19 protein-coding genes are annotated in these 17,599 nt (G+C 71.8%); 9 read left to right on the top strand and 10 right to left on the bottom strand.

Going from position 1 to position 17,599, the window contains the following annotated elements:
- Nucleotides 1-33: 33 nt before the first annotated feature.
- On the bottom strand, nt 34-1,488 hold the full coding sequence (locus ACF059_RS17750; RefSeq protein WP_392057787.1) for an MFS transporter: 1,455 nt from the start codon (nt 1,486-1,488) through the stop codon (nt 34-36).
- 79 nt (nt 1,489-1,567) lie between these two features.
- On the opposite strand from ACF059_RS17750, the gene ACF059_RS17745 reads away from it, so the two are divergent.
- A complete protein-coding gene (locus ACF059_RS17745) occupies nt 1,568-2,182 on the top strand; it encodes a helix-turn-helix domain-containing protein (RefSeq protein ID WP_392057784.1) in 615 nt (204 codons plus the stop codon).
- A 24-nt stretch (nt 2,183-2,206) separates the two neighbouring features.
- On the opposite strand, the gene ACF059_RS17740 is transcribed toward ACF059_RS17745, so the two are convergent.
- Together ACF059_RS17740 and ACF059_RS17735 are read right to left on the bottom strand one after the other, a co-directional pair.
- Entirely contained in the window at nt 2,207-2,467 is a 261-nt protein-coding gene (locus tag ACF059_RS17740) for a DUF397 domain-containing protein (protein WP_392057781.1), read from the bottom strand.
- A complete protein-coding gene (locus ACF059_RS17735; RefSeq protein WP_392057778.1) occupies nt 2,427-3,275 on the bottom strand; it encodes a helix-turn-helix transcriptional regulator in 849 nt (282 codons plus the stop codon). Before ACF059_RS17735 ends, ACF059_RS17740 begins: the two co-directional genes overlap by 41 nt.
- Before the next feature lie 168 nt (nt 3,276-3,443).
- Here ACF059_RS17735 and ACF059_RS17730 point away from each other — a divergent pair, with 168 nt between their 5' ends.
- Together ACF059_RS17730 and ACF059_RS17725 are read left to right on the top strand one after the other, a co-directional pair.
- Entirely contained in the window at nt 3,444-3,701 is a 258-nt protein-coding gene (locus ACF059_RS17730; RefSeq protein ID WP_392057775.1) for a hypothetical protein, read from the top strand.
- A gap of 234 nt (nt 3,702-3,935) precedes the next feature.
- Nucleotides 3,936-4,586, top strand: coding sequence for a class I SAM-dependent methyltransferase (locus ACF059_RS17725; protein WP_392057772.1), 651 nt, complete (start codon nt 3,936-3,938; stop codon nt 4,584-4,586).
- A 72-nt stretch (nt 4,587-4,658) separates the two neighbouring features.
- On the opposite strand, the gene ACF059_RS17720 is transcribed toward ACF059_RS17725, so the two are convergent.
- Complete coding sequence (locus tag ACF059_RS17720) at nt 4,659-5,240, bottom strand: RICIN domain-containing protein (protein ID WP_392057769.1); 582 nt, start codon at nt 5,238-5,240, stop codon at nt 4,659-4,661.
- 243 nt (nt 5,241-5,483) lie between these two features.
- Nucleotides 5,484-6,485: an AraC family transcriptional regulator gene (locus ACF059_RS17715; protein WP_392057765.1), complete on the bottom strand. Its 1,002-nt coding sequence runs from the start codon at nt 6,483-6,485 to the stop codon at nt 5,484-5,486.
- A gap of 139 nt (nt 6,486-6,624) precedes the next feature.
- Between ACF059_RS17715 and ACF059_RS17710 the strand changes: the two genes are divergently transcribed.
- The 5 genes from ACF059_RS17710 (at nt 6,625) to ACF059_RS17690 (ending at nt 12,642) form a co-directional block, all read left to right on the top strand.
- Entirely contained in the window at nt 6,625-7,623 is a 999-nt protein-coding gene (locus tag ACF059_RS17710; RefSeq protein ID WP_392057762.1) for an N-acetylmuramoyl-L-alanine amidase, read from the top strand.
- A gap of 151 nt (nt 7,624-7,774) precedes the next feature.
- A complete protein-coding gene (locus ACF059_RS17705; RefSeq protein WP_392057759.1) occupies nt 7,775-8,587 on the top strand; it encodes a hypothetical protein in 813 nt (270 codons plus the stop codon).
- A 120-nt stretch (nt 8,588-8,707) separates the two neighbouring features.
- The gene (locus ACF059_RS17700; protein WP_392057756.1) at nt 8,708-9,718 is read left to right on the top strand and encodes an LLM class F420-dependent oxidoreductase; all 1,011 of its coding nucleotides are present in this window, start codon (nt 8,708-8,710) and stop codon (nt 9,716-9,718) included.
- A 59-nt stretch (nt 9,719-9,777) separates the two neighbouring features.
- Nucleotides 9,778-10,137: a hypothetical protein gene (locus ACF059_RS17695; RefSeq protein ID WP_392057753.1), complete on the top strand. Its 360-nt coding sequence runs from the start codon at nt 9,778-9,780 to the stop codon at nt 10,135-10,137.
- Nucleotides 10,138-10,200: 63 nt separating this feature from the next.
- Entirely contained in the window at nt 10,201-12,642 is a 2,442-nt protein-coding gene (locus ACF059_RS17690) for a PKD domain-containing protein (RefSeq protein ID WP_392057750.1), read from the top strand.
- A 67-nt stretch (nt 12,643-12,709) separates the two neighbouring features.
- On the opposite strand, the gene ACF059_RS17685 is transcribed toward ACF059_RS17690, so the two are convergent.
- Together ACF059_RS17685 and ACF059_RS17680 are read right to left on the bottom strand one after the other, a co-directional pair.
- Nucleotides 12,710-13,111, bottom strand: a complete 402-nt coding sequence (locus ACF059_RS17685) for a hypothetical protein (RefSeq protein ID WP_392057747.1) — start codon at nt 13,109-13,111, stop codon at nt 12,710-12,712.
- A 57-nt stretch (nt 13,112-13,168) separates the two neighbouring features.
- Entirely contained in the window at nt 13,169-13,819 is a 651-nt protein-coding gene (locus ACF059_RS17680) for a hypothetical protein (RefSeq protein ID WP_392057744.1), read from the bottom strand.
- 112 nt (nt 13,820-13,931) lie between these two features.
- Between ACF059_RS17680 and ACF059_RS17675 the strand changes: the two genes are divergently transcribed.
- On the top strand, nt 13,932-14,234 hold the full coding sequence (locus ACF059_RS17675) for a hypothetical protein (protein ID WP_392057741.1): 303 nt from the start codon (nt 13,932-13,934) through the stop codon (nt 14,232-14,234).
- A gap of 67 nt (nt 14,235-14,301) precedes the next feature.
- On the opposite strand, the gene ACF059_RS17670 is transcribed toward ACF059_RS17675, so the two are convergent.
- The 3 genes from ACF059_RS17670 to ACF059_RS17660 form a co-directional block, all read right to left on the bottom strand.
- A complete protein-coding gene (locus ACF059_RS17670) occupies nt 14,302-15,390 on the bottom strand; it encodes a prenyltransferase (RefSeq protein ID WP_392057738.1) in 1,089 nt (362 codons plus the stop codon).
- Nucleotides 15,387-16,121: a class I SAM-dependent methyltransferase gene (locus ACF059_RS17665; RefSeq protein ID WP_360897802.1), complete on the bottom strand. Its 735-nt coding sequence runs from the start codon at nt 16,119-16,121 to the stop codon at nt 15,387-15,389. The genes ACF059_RS17670 and ACF059_RS17665 overlap by 4 nt, the downstream gene beginning before the upstream one ends.
- Before the next feature lie 97 nt (nt 16,122-16,218).
- The gene (locus ACF059_RS17660; protein WP_392057734.1) at nt 16,219-17,535 is read right to left on the bottom strand and encodes a glycosyltransferase family 4 protein; all 1,317 of its coding nucleotides are present in this window, start codon (nt 17,533-17,535) and stop codon (nt 16,219-16,221) included.
- Nucleotides 17,536-17,599: the final 64 nt, after the last annotated feature.

Below are 17,599 nucleotides of genomic sequence, written 5' to 3'. Positions count from 1 at the left end.
CCAGAGTAGAACACGTTCCATTCTGACGGAAGGTCAGATGACGGCGCGTCGTGCCGTCCGGGCCCGGCCCGCCACCGCGAGGGCCAGCGCGAGGCCGATCAGCAGCGCCGCGACGGCGAAGGTGGCCCGCGTGCCGGTGGCGACGGCCCCGGCGCCCGCCGCCGTGATGTCGCTCGTCCCCGACGCGAAGGCGAACACGGCGCCCATCACGGAAGCACCGGTGATCAGCCCGAGGTTGCGCGAGAGGTTGAGCATCCCGGAGACGACACCCCGCCGGTCCGGCCGGACGTCCGCCATGGCGGCGGTGGTGTTGGCCGTCTGGAACAGCGCGTAACCGGCGGTCACGACCACGAGCGGGGACACATACCCCAGGACGCCGAGACTGCTCGGCAGCGCGGCCAGGACGAGCGCGCCGACCGCCATGGCTGCGAGCCCGGCGACGGTCATGCGATGGGCGCCGAAGCGGTCCGCGATGCGGCCGGCCGGCACTCCGGCCAGCGCGGCGACCAGCGGGCCGACCGACAGGACGAGGCCCACGGCGGCCGCCTGGAGACCGAGGGCGCGCGCGAGGTGGAAGGGCCCGACCACCAGCGTCGCCATCATCACCGTGGAGACGAGCGCACTGGCCCCCAGGCTCGCGCCCAGCCCCGGATCACGGAAGACGGCCGGCTGCACCAGCGGCGACGCCGCCCGCCTCTCCACGCGCACGAAGAGACCGGCCCCGAGGACGGCGGCCACCACGAGAGCCGCGTTGAGCACACCGAAGCCGCCGCGGCCCGTCGTCATCGCGAGGGCGTAGGCCCCGAGCGTCAGCGCGAGCAGCAGGGTGCCCAGGTGGTCGAAGCGGGGTCGCCGCCGCTCCGCGCCGGACGCGGGCCGCCCGGCGGGCAGATGACGGTGGGCGAGGAGGAGGGCCACGATGCCGAGCGGCACGTTGACGAGGAAGACCGCCCGCCAGTCCAGGCCGGATATGAGCACTCCGCCCAGGGACGGGCCGAAAGCGGTACCGGTCGCCGACATCGTCGCGAGCAGCCCCATGGCGCTGCCCGTCCGCTCCTTCGGGACCGTGTCACCGACGAACGCCATGGTCAGGGCCATCATCACGGCCGCCCCGAGGCCCTGCGCGGTGCGCGCCGCGATGAGCACCCCCAGGGATGGCGCCAGCCCGCACACCACCGAGGCCGCGGAGAAGAGGAGGATTCCGGCCAGCAGCAGTCGGCGGCGTCCCATGAGGTCCCCGAGCCGTCCGACGCTGACGATCAGGGTCGTGATGGCCAGGAGGTAGGCGAGGACGACCCACTGGACGCTCTGGAAGGAAGCGGTGAAGGCGTCGGCCAGGGTCGGCAGGGCGACATTGGCGATGCTGGTGCCGAGCGAGGACAGCAGCACGGACAGCGACAGCCCGGCGAGCGCCCAGCGGGCCGACGGCGGCCGCGTCCCGGACCGCCCCTGCTCGGCACTCTTGACTGAGGTCAGGTCTGTGTTCATGGCGCGGAGCGTGCGTCCGCCGCGCGAAGGGCGGCAACTCCTGTTGCCGTTTCCGGGACAGCCGGATGGAATGACCCCCATGGCCAGCCCCCACGCATCGGACGCACCCGAGACACCGGACGCGCCCTACCGCACCGTCCTCGACGAGGTCGCCCCCCGGCTCAGGCGGCTGCGCGCCCAGCGCGGCCTCACCCTGGCAGCGCTGTCCGAGGCGACCGGCATCTCCAAGAGCACCCTGTCCCGACTGGAATCCGGCCAGCGGCGCCCCAGCCTGGAACTGCTGCTCCCGCTCGCGGGCGTCTACCAGGTCCCCCTGGACGACCTCGTCGGCGCGCCCGAGGTGGGCGACCCCCGGGTCCGGGCGACCCCGGGCAAGCTGGCGAGCGGCGGCACGTACGTCCCGCTGTCGCGGACCCCGGGCCCCCTCCAGGCGTACAAGATGATCATCCCCGACCGGGGCACCGAGCCGGTCCTGCGCGCGCACGAGGGCTACGAGTGGCTGTACGTACTCGACGGCCGGCTACGGCTCGTCCTCGGCGAGCATGACCTGGTCCTCGGCGCGGGCGAGGTCGCCGAGTTCGACACCCACGTGCCCCACTGGTTCAGCAGCGCGGACGGGCGCCCGGTGGAAGTCCTCAGCCTCTTCGGCAGACAGGGCGAGCGCATGCACGTCCGCGCGAAGCCCCGCGCCTGAGGCGGCGCGGGGCGGGCTGCCCTCTTACAGGGCGCTGACGAACGCGGCGAACGCGGTGGGGCTGACGGTGAAGGCGGGCCCGTCGGGGATCTTGGAGTCCCGGACAGCGATCAGGCAGGGCTGGGTGGCGACCTCGACGCACTGGCCGCCGGTGTCGGAGCTGTACGAAGACTTACGCCAGGCGGCGGCGCCGAGCGGGGCGCACTCGACGCACTCACCGCCGGTGTCAGCGCTGTACGAGGACTTACGCCACGGCGCGCCCGTCAGGTTCTGGATGGTCTCCATAGCGTTCCTCCATTACGCGGGCGATCAGTGCCGCCGATTTCTCCACCGAGAGGGCGGCGGCCTGCAAATGATCGTATCGGAGCGAACCCTCCTTGAGAGCCTGCGGATTGGCCGTCATATGACCCTGGACGAAGTCCTCGGTGTAGACGAGATCATGCTCGTCTTCGAGTCGCAGGAGGCTGAACGAGCCCGGCTGTCCCGCGTGGGCACCCGCATCGAACGGCAGGATCTGCACCTGAACCCACTGCCGCTTCTGTTGGGCCAGCAAGTGCGCGAGCTGGTTCCGCATAACCTCCCGCCCGCCGATCTCCTGGTGGAGCACAGCCTCGCTGAGCACCACCCACATCAGTGGCGGGTTCTCGCGGTCAAGGATGCGCTGTCGTTCCATCCGGGCGGCCACTCTGGCGTCAAGGTTCTCTTCGTTCCACACCCGCAGCACCGCGCGCGCGTACGGCTCCGTCTGCAACAGCCCATCCACCAGCTGTGCTTGATACGTAGAGAGGTACGCCGCCCGCGCCTCCATCTCCGCGAACGCCTGGAACCACGTAGGCAACTGACTCCGCAGGACAAGCCCTACCAGCCGCGAGAAGTGCCCGTCCGTGCCCAGCGCCGCGTCCACCCGCTCCGAGAAGTCCCGCGTGGGCACCCGCTTCGTGTTCTCGATCATGCCGACCAAGGAGCCGGTGCAGTAGATGATCTCGCCCAGTTGCGCCTGCTTGAGCCCGGCGGCCTCTCTCAACCGGCGGAGTTCGTAAGCGTAGTAGTCCAGCGGCGATGCGCTGGGGTCGAGTACGCGGACGCCGACCATGGGCTGCCACCCCTCAAGCTCGTCTCGTGGTCTCCGTAGCCGAGCGTAACCACACGGTCGCGCGCAGGTAGCCCGAATCGCGTAATCGGCGGCTCCAGTCGGGCGAAAGAACCGCCCCGCCCTGACCAGGGCCCATAACCGGGCGGCTGCAAGGGCGTTGGGGCCTTCATGGCTCACCTCACCGTTTCCCGCATCGTGTCGGGGGCGGCCCTGGCGCTCGCCGTCGGGCTCGCCTCCGCTCCGGCCGCCCAGGCCGCCCCCACCCCCGGGCGCCCGAGCGCCAGTCCCCTCGGCCTGGACGACCTGCTGTCGCTGCGCTTCCTCACTCCCACCGTCCGGGACGCCAAGCGCCAGCTCACCGGCGTCGTCTCCGGGCTGTCCCCGGCGCCGGCCAGGGCCACCGGCCTCGCCAGCCTGCTGAAGTAGCAGACGAAGGGGGTCCGGGGTGGCGCCCGGATCGGACAACACCCGTTGGGACGCCGGCGTCCGGAACGACAGCCCCGCCCCGGTGGACGTCGCGGTCCAGGCGATGTGCGCGGACGTCGACGGCTGACGCGACGGCGGGGACGGGTCAACCGGGCCGGGCGGCCCCGGCATGGTGCCCTACCGGGCGGTAGGGCACCATGGGCCGCCACGACACGCTGAACGCCGGAGGAACCCATGGCCGCCACCCCCAAGCCGGAGACCCTTGCCGCTTTCGAGGCCGCCAAGGGGTTCATGCCCGTACACGAGGGCCTCGCCCTGTACGGCGCGGCCGCCGAGGCCGCCGCGCTGGGCCTGCCGCTGCTGGAGGTCGGGACGTACTGCGGTCGCTCCACCATCCTGCTCGCCGACGCCGCCCGCGAGGCCGGGGTGGCCGCGATCACCGTCGACCACCACCGGGGCAGCGAGGAGCAGCAGCCCGGCTGGGAATACCACGACCCGAGCGTCGTGGACCCGGAGATCGGCCTGATGGACACCCTGCCGACCTTCCGCCGCACCCTCCACCGCGCGGGTCTCGAAGACCACGTGATCGCGATCGTCGGCCGCTCCCCGCAGGTCGCCGCGGCCTGGGGCGGCAAGCTCGGCTTCGTCTTCATCGACGGCGGCCACACCGACGAGCACGCCACCGGCGACTACGAGGGCTGGGCCCCGCACGTCGCGCCGGGCGGCACGCTCGTCATCCACGACGTGTTCCCGGATCCGGCCGACGGCGGCCAGGCCCCGTACCGGATTTACCTGCGCGCCCTGGCCTCCGGCGCCTTCGAGGAGATCTCGGTCACCGACTCCCTGCGCGTCCTGCGCCGCACCGGCCCCGCCGTCAGGGTGTGAAAAAAGACCTCCGTGCGGTCCGGAGCCGCACGGAGGTCATGGTTCTCGGCCTTCTCGGCCGGGCGTGGCGCCCTAGTGCCAGTACGCCCCGGACTGCCCGTTGCAGTCCCACTGCTGCGCCCGCGCACCGTTGGACTTGGAAGAGTTCTCGATCTCCAGGCACTTTCCGCTCTTGGCGTTGACGACCCGTGCGGCGGTGCCCCCGACCACGTAGAACTTCCACTTCGAGCCGGCCTGGCCCTTGCAGTCCCACTGCTGGGCCCGCGCGCCGTTGGCCGTGCTGGAGTTCTCGATCTCCAGGCACTTTCCGCTGTGGGCGTTGACGAGGTAGTAGGTGCCGCCACCCGCGTCAGCCATGCTCCAGTTCGAGCCGGCCTGCCCGTTGCAGTCCCACTGCTGGGCCCGCGCGCCATTGGCGGTGGAGGAGTTCGAGATCTCCAGGCACTTGCCGCTCTGGTTGTAGATGTACCCGACGGCGGGCTCGGCTTGGAGAGCGAAATCCGTCGCCCCGCCGCCCTCGATGAACCGTGCCAGGAGCGGCGCCGAGGCGTTACCACCCGTATCCGCCTCCAGCGCCGTCGCCGACGCCGGTGCGAGGACCATGGACAGGGCGAAGGCGCAGGCGCCGACAGCGAGAGTTCGCTTGATCTGCATGATGAGTTCTCCCCGTTTGCTGTTGTGCAGTACGGTCTGGAAACGAGCCGCTCTGAGCGGCCGTGAGGGCATCCCGCCGAGCCCCGTTGGATGTGGGCCGTACGAAGATGCGTCGCGTGCGGGCCTCGGGGGTGACCCAGGCCGGCAGGACCACAGCATGACCCTGGCGCGAGTCGTGCAGCTATCCGCTTTCGGCGGGACGCCGACACGTTTCCGGATAGCGCAGCGCCCGGCCCCCCGGTTTCACCGGACGCAACGGGCGCTGCGCACCGTCTGCGAAGGGGTCTCCCCGTACGCATTGCGATAGTGGCCGGCGAATCGGCCCAAGTGGGTGAACCCCCAGCGCAGGGCCACATCGGTGACCGTCTTCGACGCGTGGCCCTCGCCGACGGCCTGGAGATCGCGACGCGCGAGGTCCAGCCTCACACTGCGCAGATACGCCAGCGGGGTGGTGGCCATGTGCGTCCGGAAGCCCTCTCGCAGACTCCGCACGCCGACCCGGGCGGCCTGAGCCATATCGGCCACCGAGATGGGTTCGCCGGCGTGTTCGGCGCAGAAGTTCGCGGCGCGGCGTACGGCGCTGGGCAGGGCTGCGCAGCAGCGGCCGGACACTGCTTCACTGAGCACGTGAGGCTGTGCGTCCAGCAAACCGTCCACGAGGAGTCGCTCGAATTGCTGTACCGACATGGGCGAACGGGCGGCGAGGGGGGAGTCGGTGAACTCGGTGAAGTGCTCCACCACGCTCAGCCACGCCTTCACCGGGCCCGCCCGGTCGTCCAGGACCGGAACGAAGTCAACGGGCCTCTGGGGCATGTCGCCGAGCCGGACGGCAAGGGCCTGATCGATGATCTGGCGCGGGATGATCAAAGCCCGGTTCACGCTGTCGTGGCTCCAGCGCATCGACAGCTTCTGCTCCGGTCCCGCGATGCTGAGCGGGGAGGCGAGCGTCTTTCCGTTCATGGTCACGGTGCCGTCGCCGGCGAGTGGGACGTGGATGTTGTAGAAGTCCAGCGGCACTCCGGGCGTGACATCGACCTCCGCGCCGTACCCCAGCTCGTACACCGCCAGCGCCCCTTCATGGACAGACCGGAAACGGCCGTCGAGCGGATGACCGGCCAGAACCGATAATCGATGGGGCGCGAACCGCGCGCTTATCAGGTCACTGAGTTCCTCGACGTCGCTCCCCCGGAAGAGGAGGCCCCGATCGGTCTCGGTCCCTGAGCCGACTGCGCTGGTATCAGACATGTACGGATCCCTCCGGTAGCTCGCGGCGAATGCTGGAATCTACCGACGGGGGGGACGACGCTCCCCTCATATAAGCGCACCGCGCCCTCGGATGGCGCAGTGTCTATATCGGGCGGGGCCCTCCGTCTAGCATCGCGGCGTGCCCAACGACGACACTCCCCCGCCCCCCGAGTCCGCCGCGTCGGTCAGTCCGGACCGGCCGTGGTTCATGCGTCGCTCCACCCTGGTCGTCGCGGCCGCCGCGATCGCCCCGGCCTGTCTGGCGGGCTGGGTGGTGACCCAGGTGCTGGCCGGGGCCGGGCCGGACGGGCAGCAGCCCCGGCTGCTCCCGCTGCCCGCATCGCACTCGGCACTGTCACCGGGCCAGCGCGACGCGAAGCCGGGGGCCACGGCCACGCCGAGCGCGGACGCCGGTACGAGCCCGAGTGCGAGCGCGAGCACCACCGCTGCCGCGCCCGCCAAGGGTCCGCTCGCCGGCAAGACGGTGGTCATCGACCCCGGCCACAACACCGGCAACTTCCAGCACACCGCCGAGATCGACCAGCAGGTGGACATCGGTACGGGCCGCAAGGAGTGCGACACCACCGGCACGACAACCAACTCCGGTTACATGGAAGCCGAGTTCACCCTCGACGTCTCCCAGCGCCTGCGGGCCATCCTGGAGGCCCAGGGCGTCAAGGTCGCCCTCACCCACCAGGCCGACCGCCCCTGGGGGCCCTGCATCACCGAACGCGCCCGCATCGGCAACGAGGCGCACGCCGACGCCGTGGTGTCCGTCCACGCCGACGGCGTCTCCGCGGGCAACCGCGGCTTCCACGTGATCCTCCCGGCCAAGGTCAAGGGCGGCGGCGCCGACACCGCGCCGATCGTCGGGCCCTCGCGCGAGCTCGGCGAGCGCATCGCCGGGAACTTCGCCCGCACCACCGGCTCGGCGCCCGCCAACTACCTCGGCGGCGGCACGGGTTTGGTCGTCCGCGACGATCTGGGCGGACTGAACCTGTCGACCCGGCCCAAGGTGTTCATCGAATGCGGCAACATGCGTGATGCCAAGGACGCGGCGCAGCTGACGAGTCCGCAGTGGCGCCAAAAGGCGGCCCAGGGCATCGCGGACGGCATCGTCGGCTTCCTCGGGGGGTAGTCCCCCCGGGAGTCCCGCCGGGACTTGGTCAGCGCCCCGATCCTCTCGGCTGCGCGGAACCTCCGTACCATGGTGCCCGCCCGCCCGCTCCGGGCATGGTCTGCGCATGCGGCACCACGAGACGACCGAGACCGAGAAGGACACCTAAGACGTGAACATCCGCTCCCTCACTCGAGGCGACGGCGTGGTGATCGGAGCAGCGGTGCTGCTGTTCATCGCCTCGTTCCTCGATTTCTACTCCCTGACCGGCGCCGACCTGCCGAACGCGTGGGACACCGACGCCTACGCCCTGGTGCTCCCCACGGTCTTCCTCATGGGCTTCATCGCGGTCGGGCTGCTCATCGCCGGCCGTTTCCAGCCGGAGACCCGCAAGGTGCTGGGCCTGCCGCTGTCGGCGTGGGGCAGCGCACTCGCGGTCTCGGCGGCCTGGTCCGCGCTGTGGGCCCTGATCACCTGCCCGTCCCGGCTCGACCTGGGCGCGGGCGCGATCATCGCCTTCCTCGCCACGCTGGCCCTGGCCGGTGTCGCCCTCTTCGGCGCCAAGGTGCCGGCGCTCGCGGGCCAGCTCGTCCCGGAGCCGAAGCCGGCCGCGGTCCCGCCGTACGGGGGACAGCCGCAGCCGGGTGCCGGGTACGGCTACCCGGGCGGCCAGCAGCAGCCGTACGGCTCCACCCCGCAGCCGGCCCCGCCGTACGGCGGCACCCCGCAGGACGCCCACCAGGGTCCGGCCGCGACGCCGACCCCGGCGCCCGCCCCGGCGGCGGACTTCTCGCCGTTCTGGTTCGCCGTTCCGGTGGCCCGCCCCCTCTTCGCCGAGGACGGCTCCCCCACCCCGATCGCCGAGCTCGCCCCGGGCACCTGGTACCTGGCCGTGGAACAGCGCGGCCCGGCCACCCTGATCGCCCAGACCCAGGACGGCCGCCGCGGCATCCTGAACGACACCTCGGGCATCCAGCGCGGCTGAAGCGCAGACCCGACGGCAACGGCCCCCCGCCCTTCCGGGCGGGGGGCCGTTGCCCTACAGTCACCTGACGCACCGTCAGATGCGGTGGGGAGCGCGAACGCCTCGCGGAGGGGACCGACCATGCGCCTAGGACTCGCACTCGGCTACTGGGGCCGCGGCCCCCACCCCGCCCACCTCGACCTCGCCCTCCTGGCCGAGAGCCTCGGCTACGACTCGGTGTGGACGGCGGAGGCCTGGGGCTCGGACGCCTTCACCCCGCTGACCTGGATCGCCGCGCACACCTCCCGCATCCGCCTCGGCACGGCGATCGCGCAGATGGCCGCGCGCACCCCCACCGCCACCGCCATGCACGCCCTGACCCTGGACCACCTCTCCGGCGGCCGGATGATGCTGGGCCTGGGCCTGTCCGGGCCGCAGGTGGTCGAGGGCTGGTACGGCCGGCCCTTCCCCGCGAGCCCGCTCACCGCGACGCGCGAGTACGTCGACGTCATCCGCCAAGTGCTGCGCCGCGAGGGCCCCGTCGCACTGGAGGGCCGCTTCCACAGCCACCCGTACCGCGGCGCGGACGGCGCCGGCATCGGCAAACCCCTCAAGCCGATCACCCACCCGCTGCGGGCCGACCTGCCGCTCCTGCTCGGCGCGGAGGGCCCGAAGAACATCGCCCAGACCACCCGCATCGCGGACGGCTGGCTCCCCCTGTACTGGTCACCGACCCGCACGGACGTCTACCGGGCCGCGCTCACCGACCTGCCCGACGGCTTCATGATCGCCCCGATGGCCCGGGCCAAGGTCTGCGACGACGTCGCGGAGGGCCTCCTGCCGGTCAAGGCGATGCTCGGCTTCTACATCGGCGGCATGGGCCACGCGGCCCGCAACTTCCACGCCGACCTGATGGCCCGGATGGGCTACGAGGAGGAGGCCCGCCGCATCCAGGAGCTGTTCCTCGCCGGACGCAAGGAGGAGGTCGTCCTCGCCGTCCCGGACGCGTTCGCCGACGAGATCTCACTGATCGGCCCCCGCGAGCGCATCGCCGAACGCCTGGACCTGTGGCGCAAGGGCCCGGTCACCGACCTCCTCCTCACGGCCCCGGACCCCCACACCCTGCGCGTCCTGGCGGAACTCAACAGCTAGTGCTGTGGGATAGGGGCACTATTGGCGCGATTATCCGACGTGACAGTTACTGACTGGCAGTGGATGATGAACCGTCAGCGGGCCCGGCGCGTCTGACGCCGTGGGGGATCGACCGCACGCCGGTCGCGAAGCGCCACACCCGCCGACCTCTGTCTCTTCTGCTCGAAGGAACCCTCCTGTTGCGTCCCAGTCGTGCGACGGTTCTGCTGACCGCGGGCCTCACCTTTCTGCTCGGCATGCCGGCCGCCGCGGCCGCCGCTGCCGAAACCCCTTCTCCCCTCTACGTGAACCATGCCGCGGATGCCAACTGCTCCGACAGCGGGCCCGGTTCGCCCGACGCGCCCTTCTGCACGATCTCGACCGCGGCCCAGCGCGTTCTGCCGGGCCAGACCGTGCACATCCTGTCGGGCACGCCGTAAGACGAAGCCGTCACCATCCGGCGGGCCGGGCAGCCCGGCAAGCCGATCGCCTTCGTTGGTGGCATGTCGGGTAAGGGCTCCTTCCAGTTGGCGGAGGGCAGGAGTCTGACCATCAGCGGCACCTCCCACGTGGTGGTCCGCGGGCTGGTGACCAAGGCCGGCCTCACCGTCACCGGCTCCACCGACATCGAGCTGGAACACATCCACGCCATCAACGGCACCGGCCCCGTCACGGTCGACGGCGGCAGCGCGGACGTGCGCCTGCTCCGCAGCCGGGTGCGCACCTCCGTCCGGATCGTGGGCGCGCGGGAGACCGTTTTGAGCCGTAACGAGATCCACGGCTACGCCAACGCGGCGGTCACCGCGTTCGACGCCCCCGGCACGGTCGTCACCAACAACACGGTCTACGCCGACTGCGATGCGACCGTCACCCTCGGCGGCGGATCCACGGCCTCGGCCCTGTTCAACAACGTGATCCACACCGAGGCCGACGGCGAGTGCCCGGCACCCGGTCCGCGCTACGGCATCCAGGTGGCGCAGACCGCGGTCTCCGGCACCCGCGCCGACTACAACGTGGTCACCGGTCCGTTCAGCGATGCACAGGTGGCCTACACCTGGGCCGGCGCCGCCTATAGGGACCAGGCGGCCCTGTACGCCGCGACCGGCCAGGGCGGTCACGACATCCTGAGCCCGTCCCGGGCGGGCGTCGGACCGTGGGACGGGTCCCCCACCGTCGACTCCGGCGACCCGACGGCGCCGGGCGTACTGCTCACGGACTTCCTCGGGCAGCCCGTCGGCGACGATCCGCGTATCCCCAACACAGGTAAGGACGGCGGGTACATCGACCGCGGCTCCCGCGAGACGCAGGACGATCTGAGCAGCGTCGGCCTGGAGCTCGAACAGGCGTGGGCACCGGTCGGCACCACGGTGAAGGCCAAGGCCACCCCGGTGAGCACCTGGGCCGCCGCACTCACCTACCAGTACGACTTCGGCGACGGCACCACCCCCGTCATCACCGGGGCGACCACCGCCGAGCACGTGTACAGCGCGCCGTGCGAATGCACGGTCAAGGTGGTGGCGGTCAATGTCGCCGGGCAGCAGGTCCAGGCCCTGAAGACGGCCAAGGTGACCCCGGCCGCTCCGCTGAGCGCGGCCTTCACCGCACAGCCGTATCTGCCGGGCGCCGAGACCCCGGGCGAGTTCGTCGCCCCGCTGGCCATCGAGGTGGACCCGCGGAGCTCCGCCAGTCCGTGGCCGATCGAGCGCATGGACGTGGACTACGGTGACGGGGCCAAGGAGACCCGCTACCCGATGGACACCGTCCGGCACGTCTACAAGCAGCCCGGCGCTTACAAGGTGACGATGACGCTCCAGGACGTCAAGGGCGCCACCTCCACGACCGAGCGGACCGTGCAGGTCGCCTACACCCCGGCCGGCTACGTCGCCCTCGACCCGTTCCGCGTACTGGACACCCGCACCACCAACTCCCCCGTTCAGGGCGGTAGTGCCACCCCCGTCACCCTGCCGGTGGCCCACTACAGCTGGGGCCCGAGCCACACGGCCGGCGCGTCCGCGGCAGTCGTGAACGTGACGGTCACCGGCGCCACCGAGGAGACCCACCTCAGTGTCTGGCCCTCGGGCCAGCCCCGCCCGGTCACCTCGAACGTCAACATCAAGGCGGGCGGCACCGCCTCCAACACCGTCACCGTGCCGATCGGCGCCGACGGCAAGCTCCTGGCCCAGCTCAACGCCGGCCGGGCCCACATCATTGTGGACTTCGTCGGCTACTACCGGCCGAACGCCGGGCAGCGGTTCTCCCCGCTCGCCCCGACCCGCGTCGTCGACACCCGTATCACGGGCGGCGCGCTGGGCGGCGGACAGACCCGTACGGTGAAGGTCGCCGGCGTCAACGGGATCCCTGCCGACGCCACGGCCGTCGCCCTCAACCTCACCGGGACCGGCGCGACCGAGAACAGCCACGTCATCGCCTACCCGGACCCGGCCAAGCGTCCGATCACCTCGAACCTCAACCTCGAACCGGGCAAGGACAAGTCCAACCAGGCGATCGTCCCGGTCGGACCGGACGGCACCATCACCCTCTACAACAACTCCGGCTCCACCCACCTGATCCTGGACGCGGTCGGCTACTACGGCAAGGACGGCAAGGCCCTCTTCACCCCGGCCGTCCCCAACCGCCTCGCCGACACCCGCACCACCGGCAAGCTCGCCCCCGGCGCCACCACCACCGTCGCCGGGATCCCGGCGAACGCGCTCGGCGCGGCCCTGAACGTCACCGCCACCGAGACCACGGGCCCCGGCTTCCTCACCGTGTACGCACACGGCGGGGCCCGCCCCGAGGCGAGCAGCCTCAACACGCGGGCCGGTGAGACCGTGCCCAACCACGTCACCAGCCCCGTCGGCGACGGTCGCGTCACCATCTGGAACAGCTACGGCGGCAGCAACCACGTGATCACCGACCTGTTCGGCTATTTCACCCAGGGCTGACCCGGCCCGCAGCACACCGGAAGCCCCGGCCACCGCGCACACAGCGGTGGCCGGGGCTTCCGGCGCATCAGGTCGAGGGGGTGCCCGGGTCGGCCTGCGGTACGGCCGCCAGGAGTTCGCGTACGTCCAGGGGCATGACGGCGATCTCGATGCTTCCGCCGTCCTCGTAGGTGCAGGTGACGATCCGCGAGCCGGGGTTGATGGAGATGCCCTCCTTCACGGACGGCACGCGCAGGCCGGTGGCCCGGGCGCCCGGCAGGGGCAGGGGCTCGCCGCGCTGCGGGACCCAGCGGGCCGCGCCCCCGTCGGCGTACACCCGGCCCGGCCGCCAGCGGCCCTGGCCGGCCGGCTGCCGCGCCATGGCGGGGATGCCCGCCGCGGGCCCGGCGGCCACCCGCGCGCGGTGCTTGCGCCGCAGCAGCCACCCGGCCCCGGCCGCCCCGAGGACGACCCCCACGATCTCGATCACGGGCCCATTGAAGCAGGTCCGGCCCCGCCGGCCCGCGCTCGCCCGTGCCAGTCCGTGCTAGCCCGCGAGCTCGGATGCGCTCGGGACCTTGTCGACGACCTCGGCGCCCGAGTTCCTGCCCGCTTCCTTGACGCCCTTGATGACGTTGTCGAAGTTGGTGATGTCGGCGTCGCCCGCCTCGCCCTTGCGCAGCTTGCTGCCGAGGCCCTTGAGGGAGTCGATGCTCGCCGTCAGCGGCCCCATCGCCTTCGACAGCAGCGGGTCGCCCTTGGCGTTGTCGGCGGCGGCCTTCAGCCGGTTGTACGCGAACGCGCCCGCGAGGCCCGCCTTGATGAGGGCGAAGGTGCGCCCCTTGGCGCCCTTCTTGAACTTGCCCTCGCGGTACGGCTTGATGATCCACTGGTACGTGGCTCCGGCCGCGAGCCCCGCGTTGGCGACGAAGCGCGTCTTGGCGAACTTCTGCCGCTCGGCGGAGGTGCTCGGCGAGGGCGTCACCGCGGCCCGTTCGTCGGCTTCGACGGCGGCCGGCTCAGCGGCGGCGAGGGCGGCCAGCTCCCCCATCGAGGCGGCGGAGAGCTCCTCCCGCGAGCTCCCGCTGCTGCTCCCGCCGCCGCCGCAGGCGGTGGCACCGGCCAGCAGCGCGGTGGAGAGCACCACCGCCGTGAGGGCGCGACGGAATCGAACGGTCGTGGACGTGGCTACGGACACGGCTTCCTCCGGGGACTTTGGTGTCCCCCGCAGCCTCGCCCGGCCCCCGGGAGCCCGCGACTTGGGGGACCCGTTCGGGTTTGCCGCGGGCCGGGGCGGCAAGACGCGGGACATGCGCACACACACCCGAGTACAAGCCCGAGGTAGCAATCAGGCAGGCCGGGCCGTCGCACTGGTGGCGGACGTGCTCGCCTTCGTGATCGTCCTGTGGATCCTGCTCTACCTGCTGGACGCCAACCGCGGCAACGAGCTGGTGGAGTTCTTCCATGACACCGCTTCATGGCTGGCCGGCTGGTCCTACGACCTGTTCACCTTCAGCCGCGAATGGGTCCAGGTCGTCTTCGGCTACGGCGTGGCCGCGGTGGTCTACGTCCTCGTCGGACACGCCGTCGCCGGCTGGCTGTACCGCCGCTGATCCACGGCCAAGGGCCTTCCCCCACAGCAGGTGGGGGAAGGCCCTTCGCTGACCGTTCGTACGGAACTCAACCGCAGCAGTCGGGCTCCAGCCCGGACGGGAGCGCGGTCCCGCCGAACACGGCGGTCGTGGCCTCGTCCCCGCCCAGCGCCGCGACGGCGAGCAGCAGGGACCCGGCGGTCCAGGTGGTCTGCTCCACGGGCCAGACGGCCTTGTCCTGGAACACGTACCCCGTCCAGTACATGCCGTTGTCCGCACGCAGGTGGGTGATGGAGCGCAGGATCTCCAGCGCCCGGTCGGACTCCCCCGTCGCCCACAGCGCGAGCGCCAGCTCGCAGGACTCGCCGCCCGTGACCCACGGGTTCGGCAGGACGCAGCGCACGCCCAGGTCCGGGACCACGAACTCGTCCCAGCGGTCCTTCAGGCGCGCCGTGGCCTCGGCACCGGTCAGGGCCCCGCCGAGGACCGGGTAGTACCAGTCCATCGAGTAGTGGTTCTTGTCGAGGAACCGCTCCGGGTGACGGCGGATGGCGTGCCGCAGCGCCCCCGCGGCGAGCTCCCAGTCCGGCTGCGGCTCCTCGCGGTGCTCGGCGATGGCCAGTGCGCAGCGCAGCGCCTGGTGGATGGAGGAGGAACCGGTGAGCAGGGCGTCGGTGACGGCCGCGCCGTCCGGCTCCCGCTTCCAGCCGATCTCGCCGCCCGGCTGCTGGAGCGTCAGGACGCACTCGACCGCCGCGTAGACGGCGGGCCACATCCGGTCCAGGAAGGTGTCGTCGCCGGTGGAGAGGTAGTGGTGCCACACGCCGACGGCTATGTACGCGGTGAAGTTGGACTCCCGGCTGGCGTCCTGCGGCTCGGCGGTGTCCACCCCCTGCGGCCGGTCGGCGTAGGCCGCGTACCAGGAGCCGTCCTGGTTCTGGTGGCGCGCCAGCCACGCGTACGCGCGCTCGGCCGCCTCGTGCTCACCGGCGGCGTCGAGCGCCATCGCGGCCTCGGTGTGGTCCCACGGGTCCAGGTGGTGCCCGCGGAACCACGGTATGGCCCCGTCCTCCCGCTGCGCGGCGAGGATGCCCGCCACCGTCTCGGCGGCCTGCTCGGCGGTCAGCACGCCGTCCAGGACGAGGTGTTCGGGTGCGGTGCGCCCGGGCGAGGTCACAGGGCGGCGCCGACGGGGAGGTGGGGCTTGGTCGCGTACGCCACGAAGCTCTTGCCGATGACCGGGTTCAGGGCCTGCTCGGCGAGGCGGGTGGCCAGCGGCTTCTTCATGATGTCCCAGACCAGGAGCTTGTGGTACGCCTTGACGGGCAGCGCCTGGTCGTTGTCGACGCCGAAGGCGCACTTGAGCCACCAGTACGGGGAGTGCAACCCGTGCGCGTGGTGCGTGCCGTACGGCTTGAGGCCCGCGGCCTTCATCTTGCCGAGCAGCTCGTCCGCCTTGTAGATGCGGATGTGGCCGCCCTCGACCTCGTGGTAGGCGTCGGAGAGCGCCCAGCAGATCTTCTCGGGGCCGTAGCGGGGCACGGTGATGGCGATGCGCCCGCCGGGCTTCAGCACGCGCACCATCTCGGCGAGCACGCCCTTGTCGTCGGGGATGTGCTCCATCACCTCGGAGATGATGACGACGTCGAAGGACTCGTCGGGGAAGGGCAGGGCCAGCGCGTCGCCCTCCATGGCGGTGGCGGTGGCCCCGGCGGGGGCCTCACCGGCCTCCTTCATGGCGGCGAACCACTTGGCGACCTCGCGGATCTCCTCGCCGTTGCGGTCGACGGCGACGACCTGGGCGCCTCTCCGGTAGCACTCGAAGGCGTGCCGGCCTGCGCCGCAGCCCAGATCGAGCACGCGGTCGCCTGCGGCGAGCGGGAACCGGGAGAAATCGACGGTCAGCACGGGGTCCTGCCTTCGCGGTCGCGGGGGTGTACGGGGAGAGTGGTGCGGAGGAAGAGGGTGGTGCGCGGGCAGCGCAAGGGGCACGAGCGGCGGAGGCTCACTTCGCGCGGCGGGTCCGGGCGGCGGCCTGCTCGATGGCGGCGCGGTAGTGCGCGGCGGTGCCCTCGGCGGCCCGGGCCCAGGTGAAGCGGGCCAGGACCCGCTCGCGCCCGGCCTCGCCGAGGCGGGCCCGCAGCTCGGGGTCGCCCAGCATCCGGCCCAGCGCGCCGGCCAGGGCGCCCGCGTCGCCCGGGGGCACCGCGAGGCAGGTCTCGCCGTCGGGGCCCGCGACCTCGGGGATCGCTCCGCCGGTGGTGGCGACGAGCGGGGTACCGGTGGCCATGGCCTCGGCGGCCGGGAGCGAGAAGCCCTCGTAGAGCGAGGGCACGCAGGCCACCTGGGCGCTGCGCACCAGGTCGACGAGCTCGGCGTCGGTGATGCCCTTGACGAAGCGGACGGCGTCCTGGAGCCCGAAGCTCTCGATGGCGCGGGCGACCGGCCCGCGCTCGGCGCGCTTGCCGACGACCACGAGGTGGGCGTCGGGCTGCTCGGTGCGCAGCTTGGCGAGCGCCTCGACGAGGTGGACGAGCCCCTTGAGCGGCACGTCGGCGCTGGAGGTGGTGACGATCCGCCCCGGCACCTCCGCGACGGAGGGGTCCGGCGACCACAGGTCGGTGTCGGCGCCGATGTGCACGACGTGGATGCGCTCGTCGCGGACGCCCAGGTGCTCGGCGATCTCCTGCTTGGAGGATCCGGAGACGGTGAGGACGGACGGCAGCCGGCGGGCGACGCGGCCCTGCATGCGGGTGAAGCCGTACCAGCGGCGTACGGAGAGCCGCTTCTTGCGGTCCTTCGCGGCGGCGAGGTCCAGCTGCCGGTCGACGGTGATGGGGTGGTGAATGGTCGTCACCAGCGGCGCGCCGAGGTCGCCGAGCAGGCCGTACCCCAGGGTCTGGTTGTCGTGGACCACGTCGAACTCACCGGCGCGGGCGGCGAGGTGGCGCCGGGCCCGCAGGGAGAAGGTCAGGGGTTCGGGGAAGCCGCCGGTCCACATGGTGGCGACCTCGACGGCGTCGATCCAGTCCCGGTACTCGTCGCGCTTGGGCGTACGGAAGGGGTCGGGACTGCGGTACAGGTCCAGGCTCGGCAGTTCGGTGAGCGTGGCGCCGGTGTCGAGCACCGGGTAGGGCTGCGCGCCGATGACCTCGACCGAGTGGCCCAGGCGGACGAGCTCACGCGAGAGGTGGCGGACGTAGACGCCCTGGCCGCCGCAGAACGGGTTCCCCTTGTACGTGAGGAGCGCGATGCGGAGCGGGCGGTCGCCGTCGGTGGCGGCACCCGCGAAAGGGCTCGTCACCATGGCCTCAGCGGTCACTCTCGCGCCCCCTTTTCGCTGAACTTTCGCCGGAGCGTAACCGCTCGCATAATGTAGAACAAGT

Origin of the sequence: Streptomyces sp. NPDC016562, from assembly GCF_043076955.1 — a bacterium.
In the GTDB taxonomy this organism is placed as follows: domain Bacteria; phylum Actinomycetota; class Actinomycetes; order Streptomycetales; family Streptomycetaceae; genus Streptomyces.
This window is presented reverse-complemented; position numbering and strand designations above follow the sequence as displayed.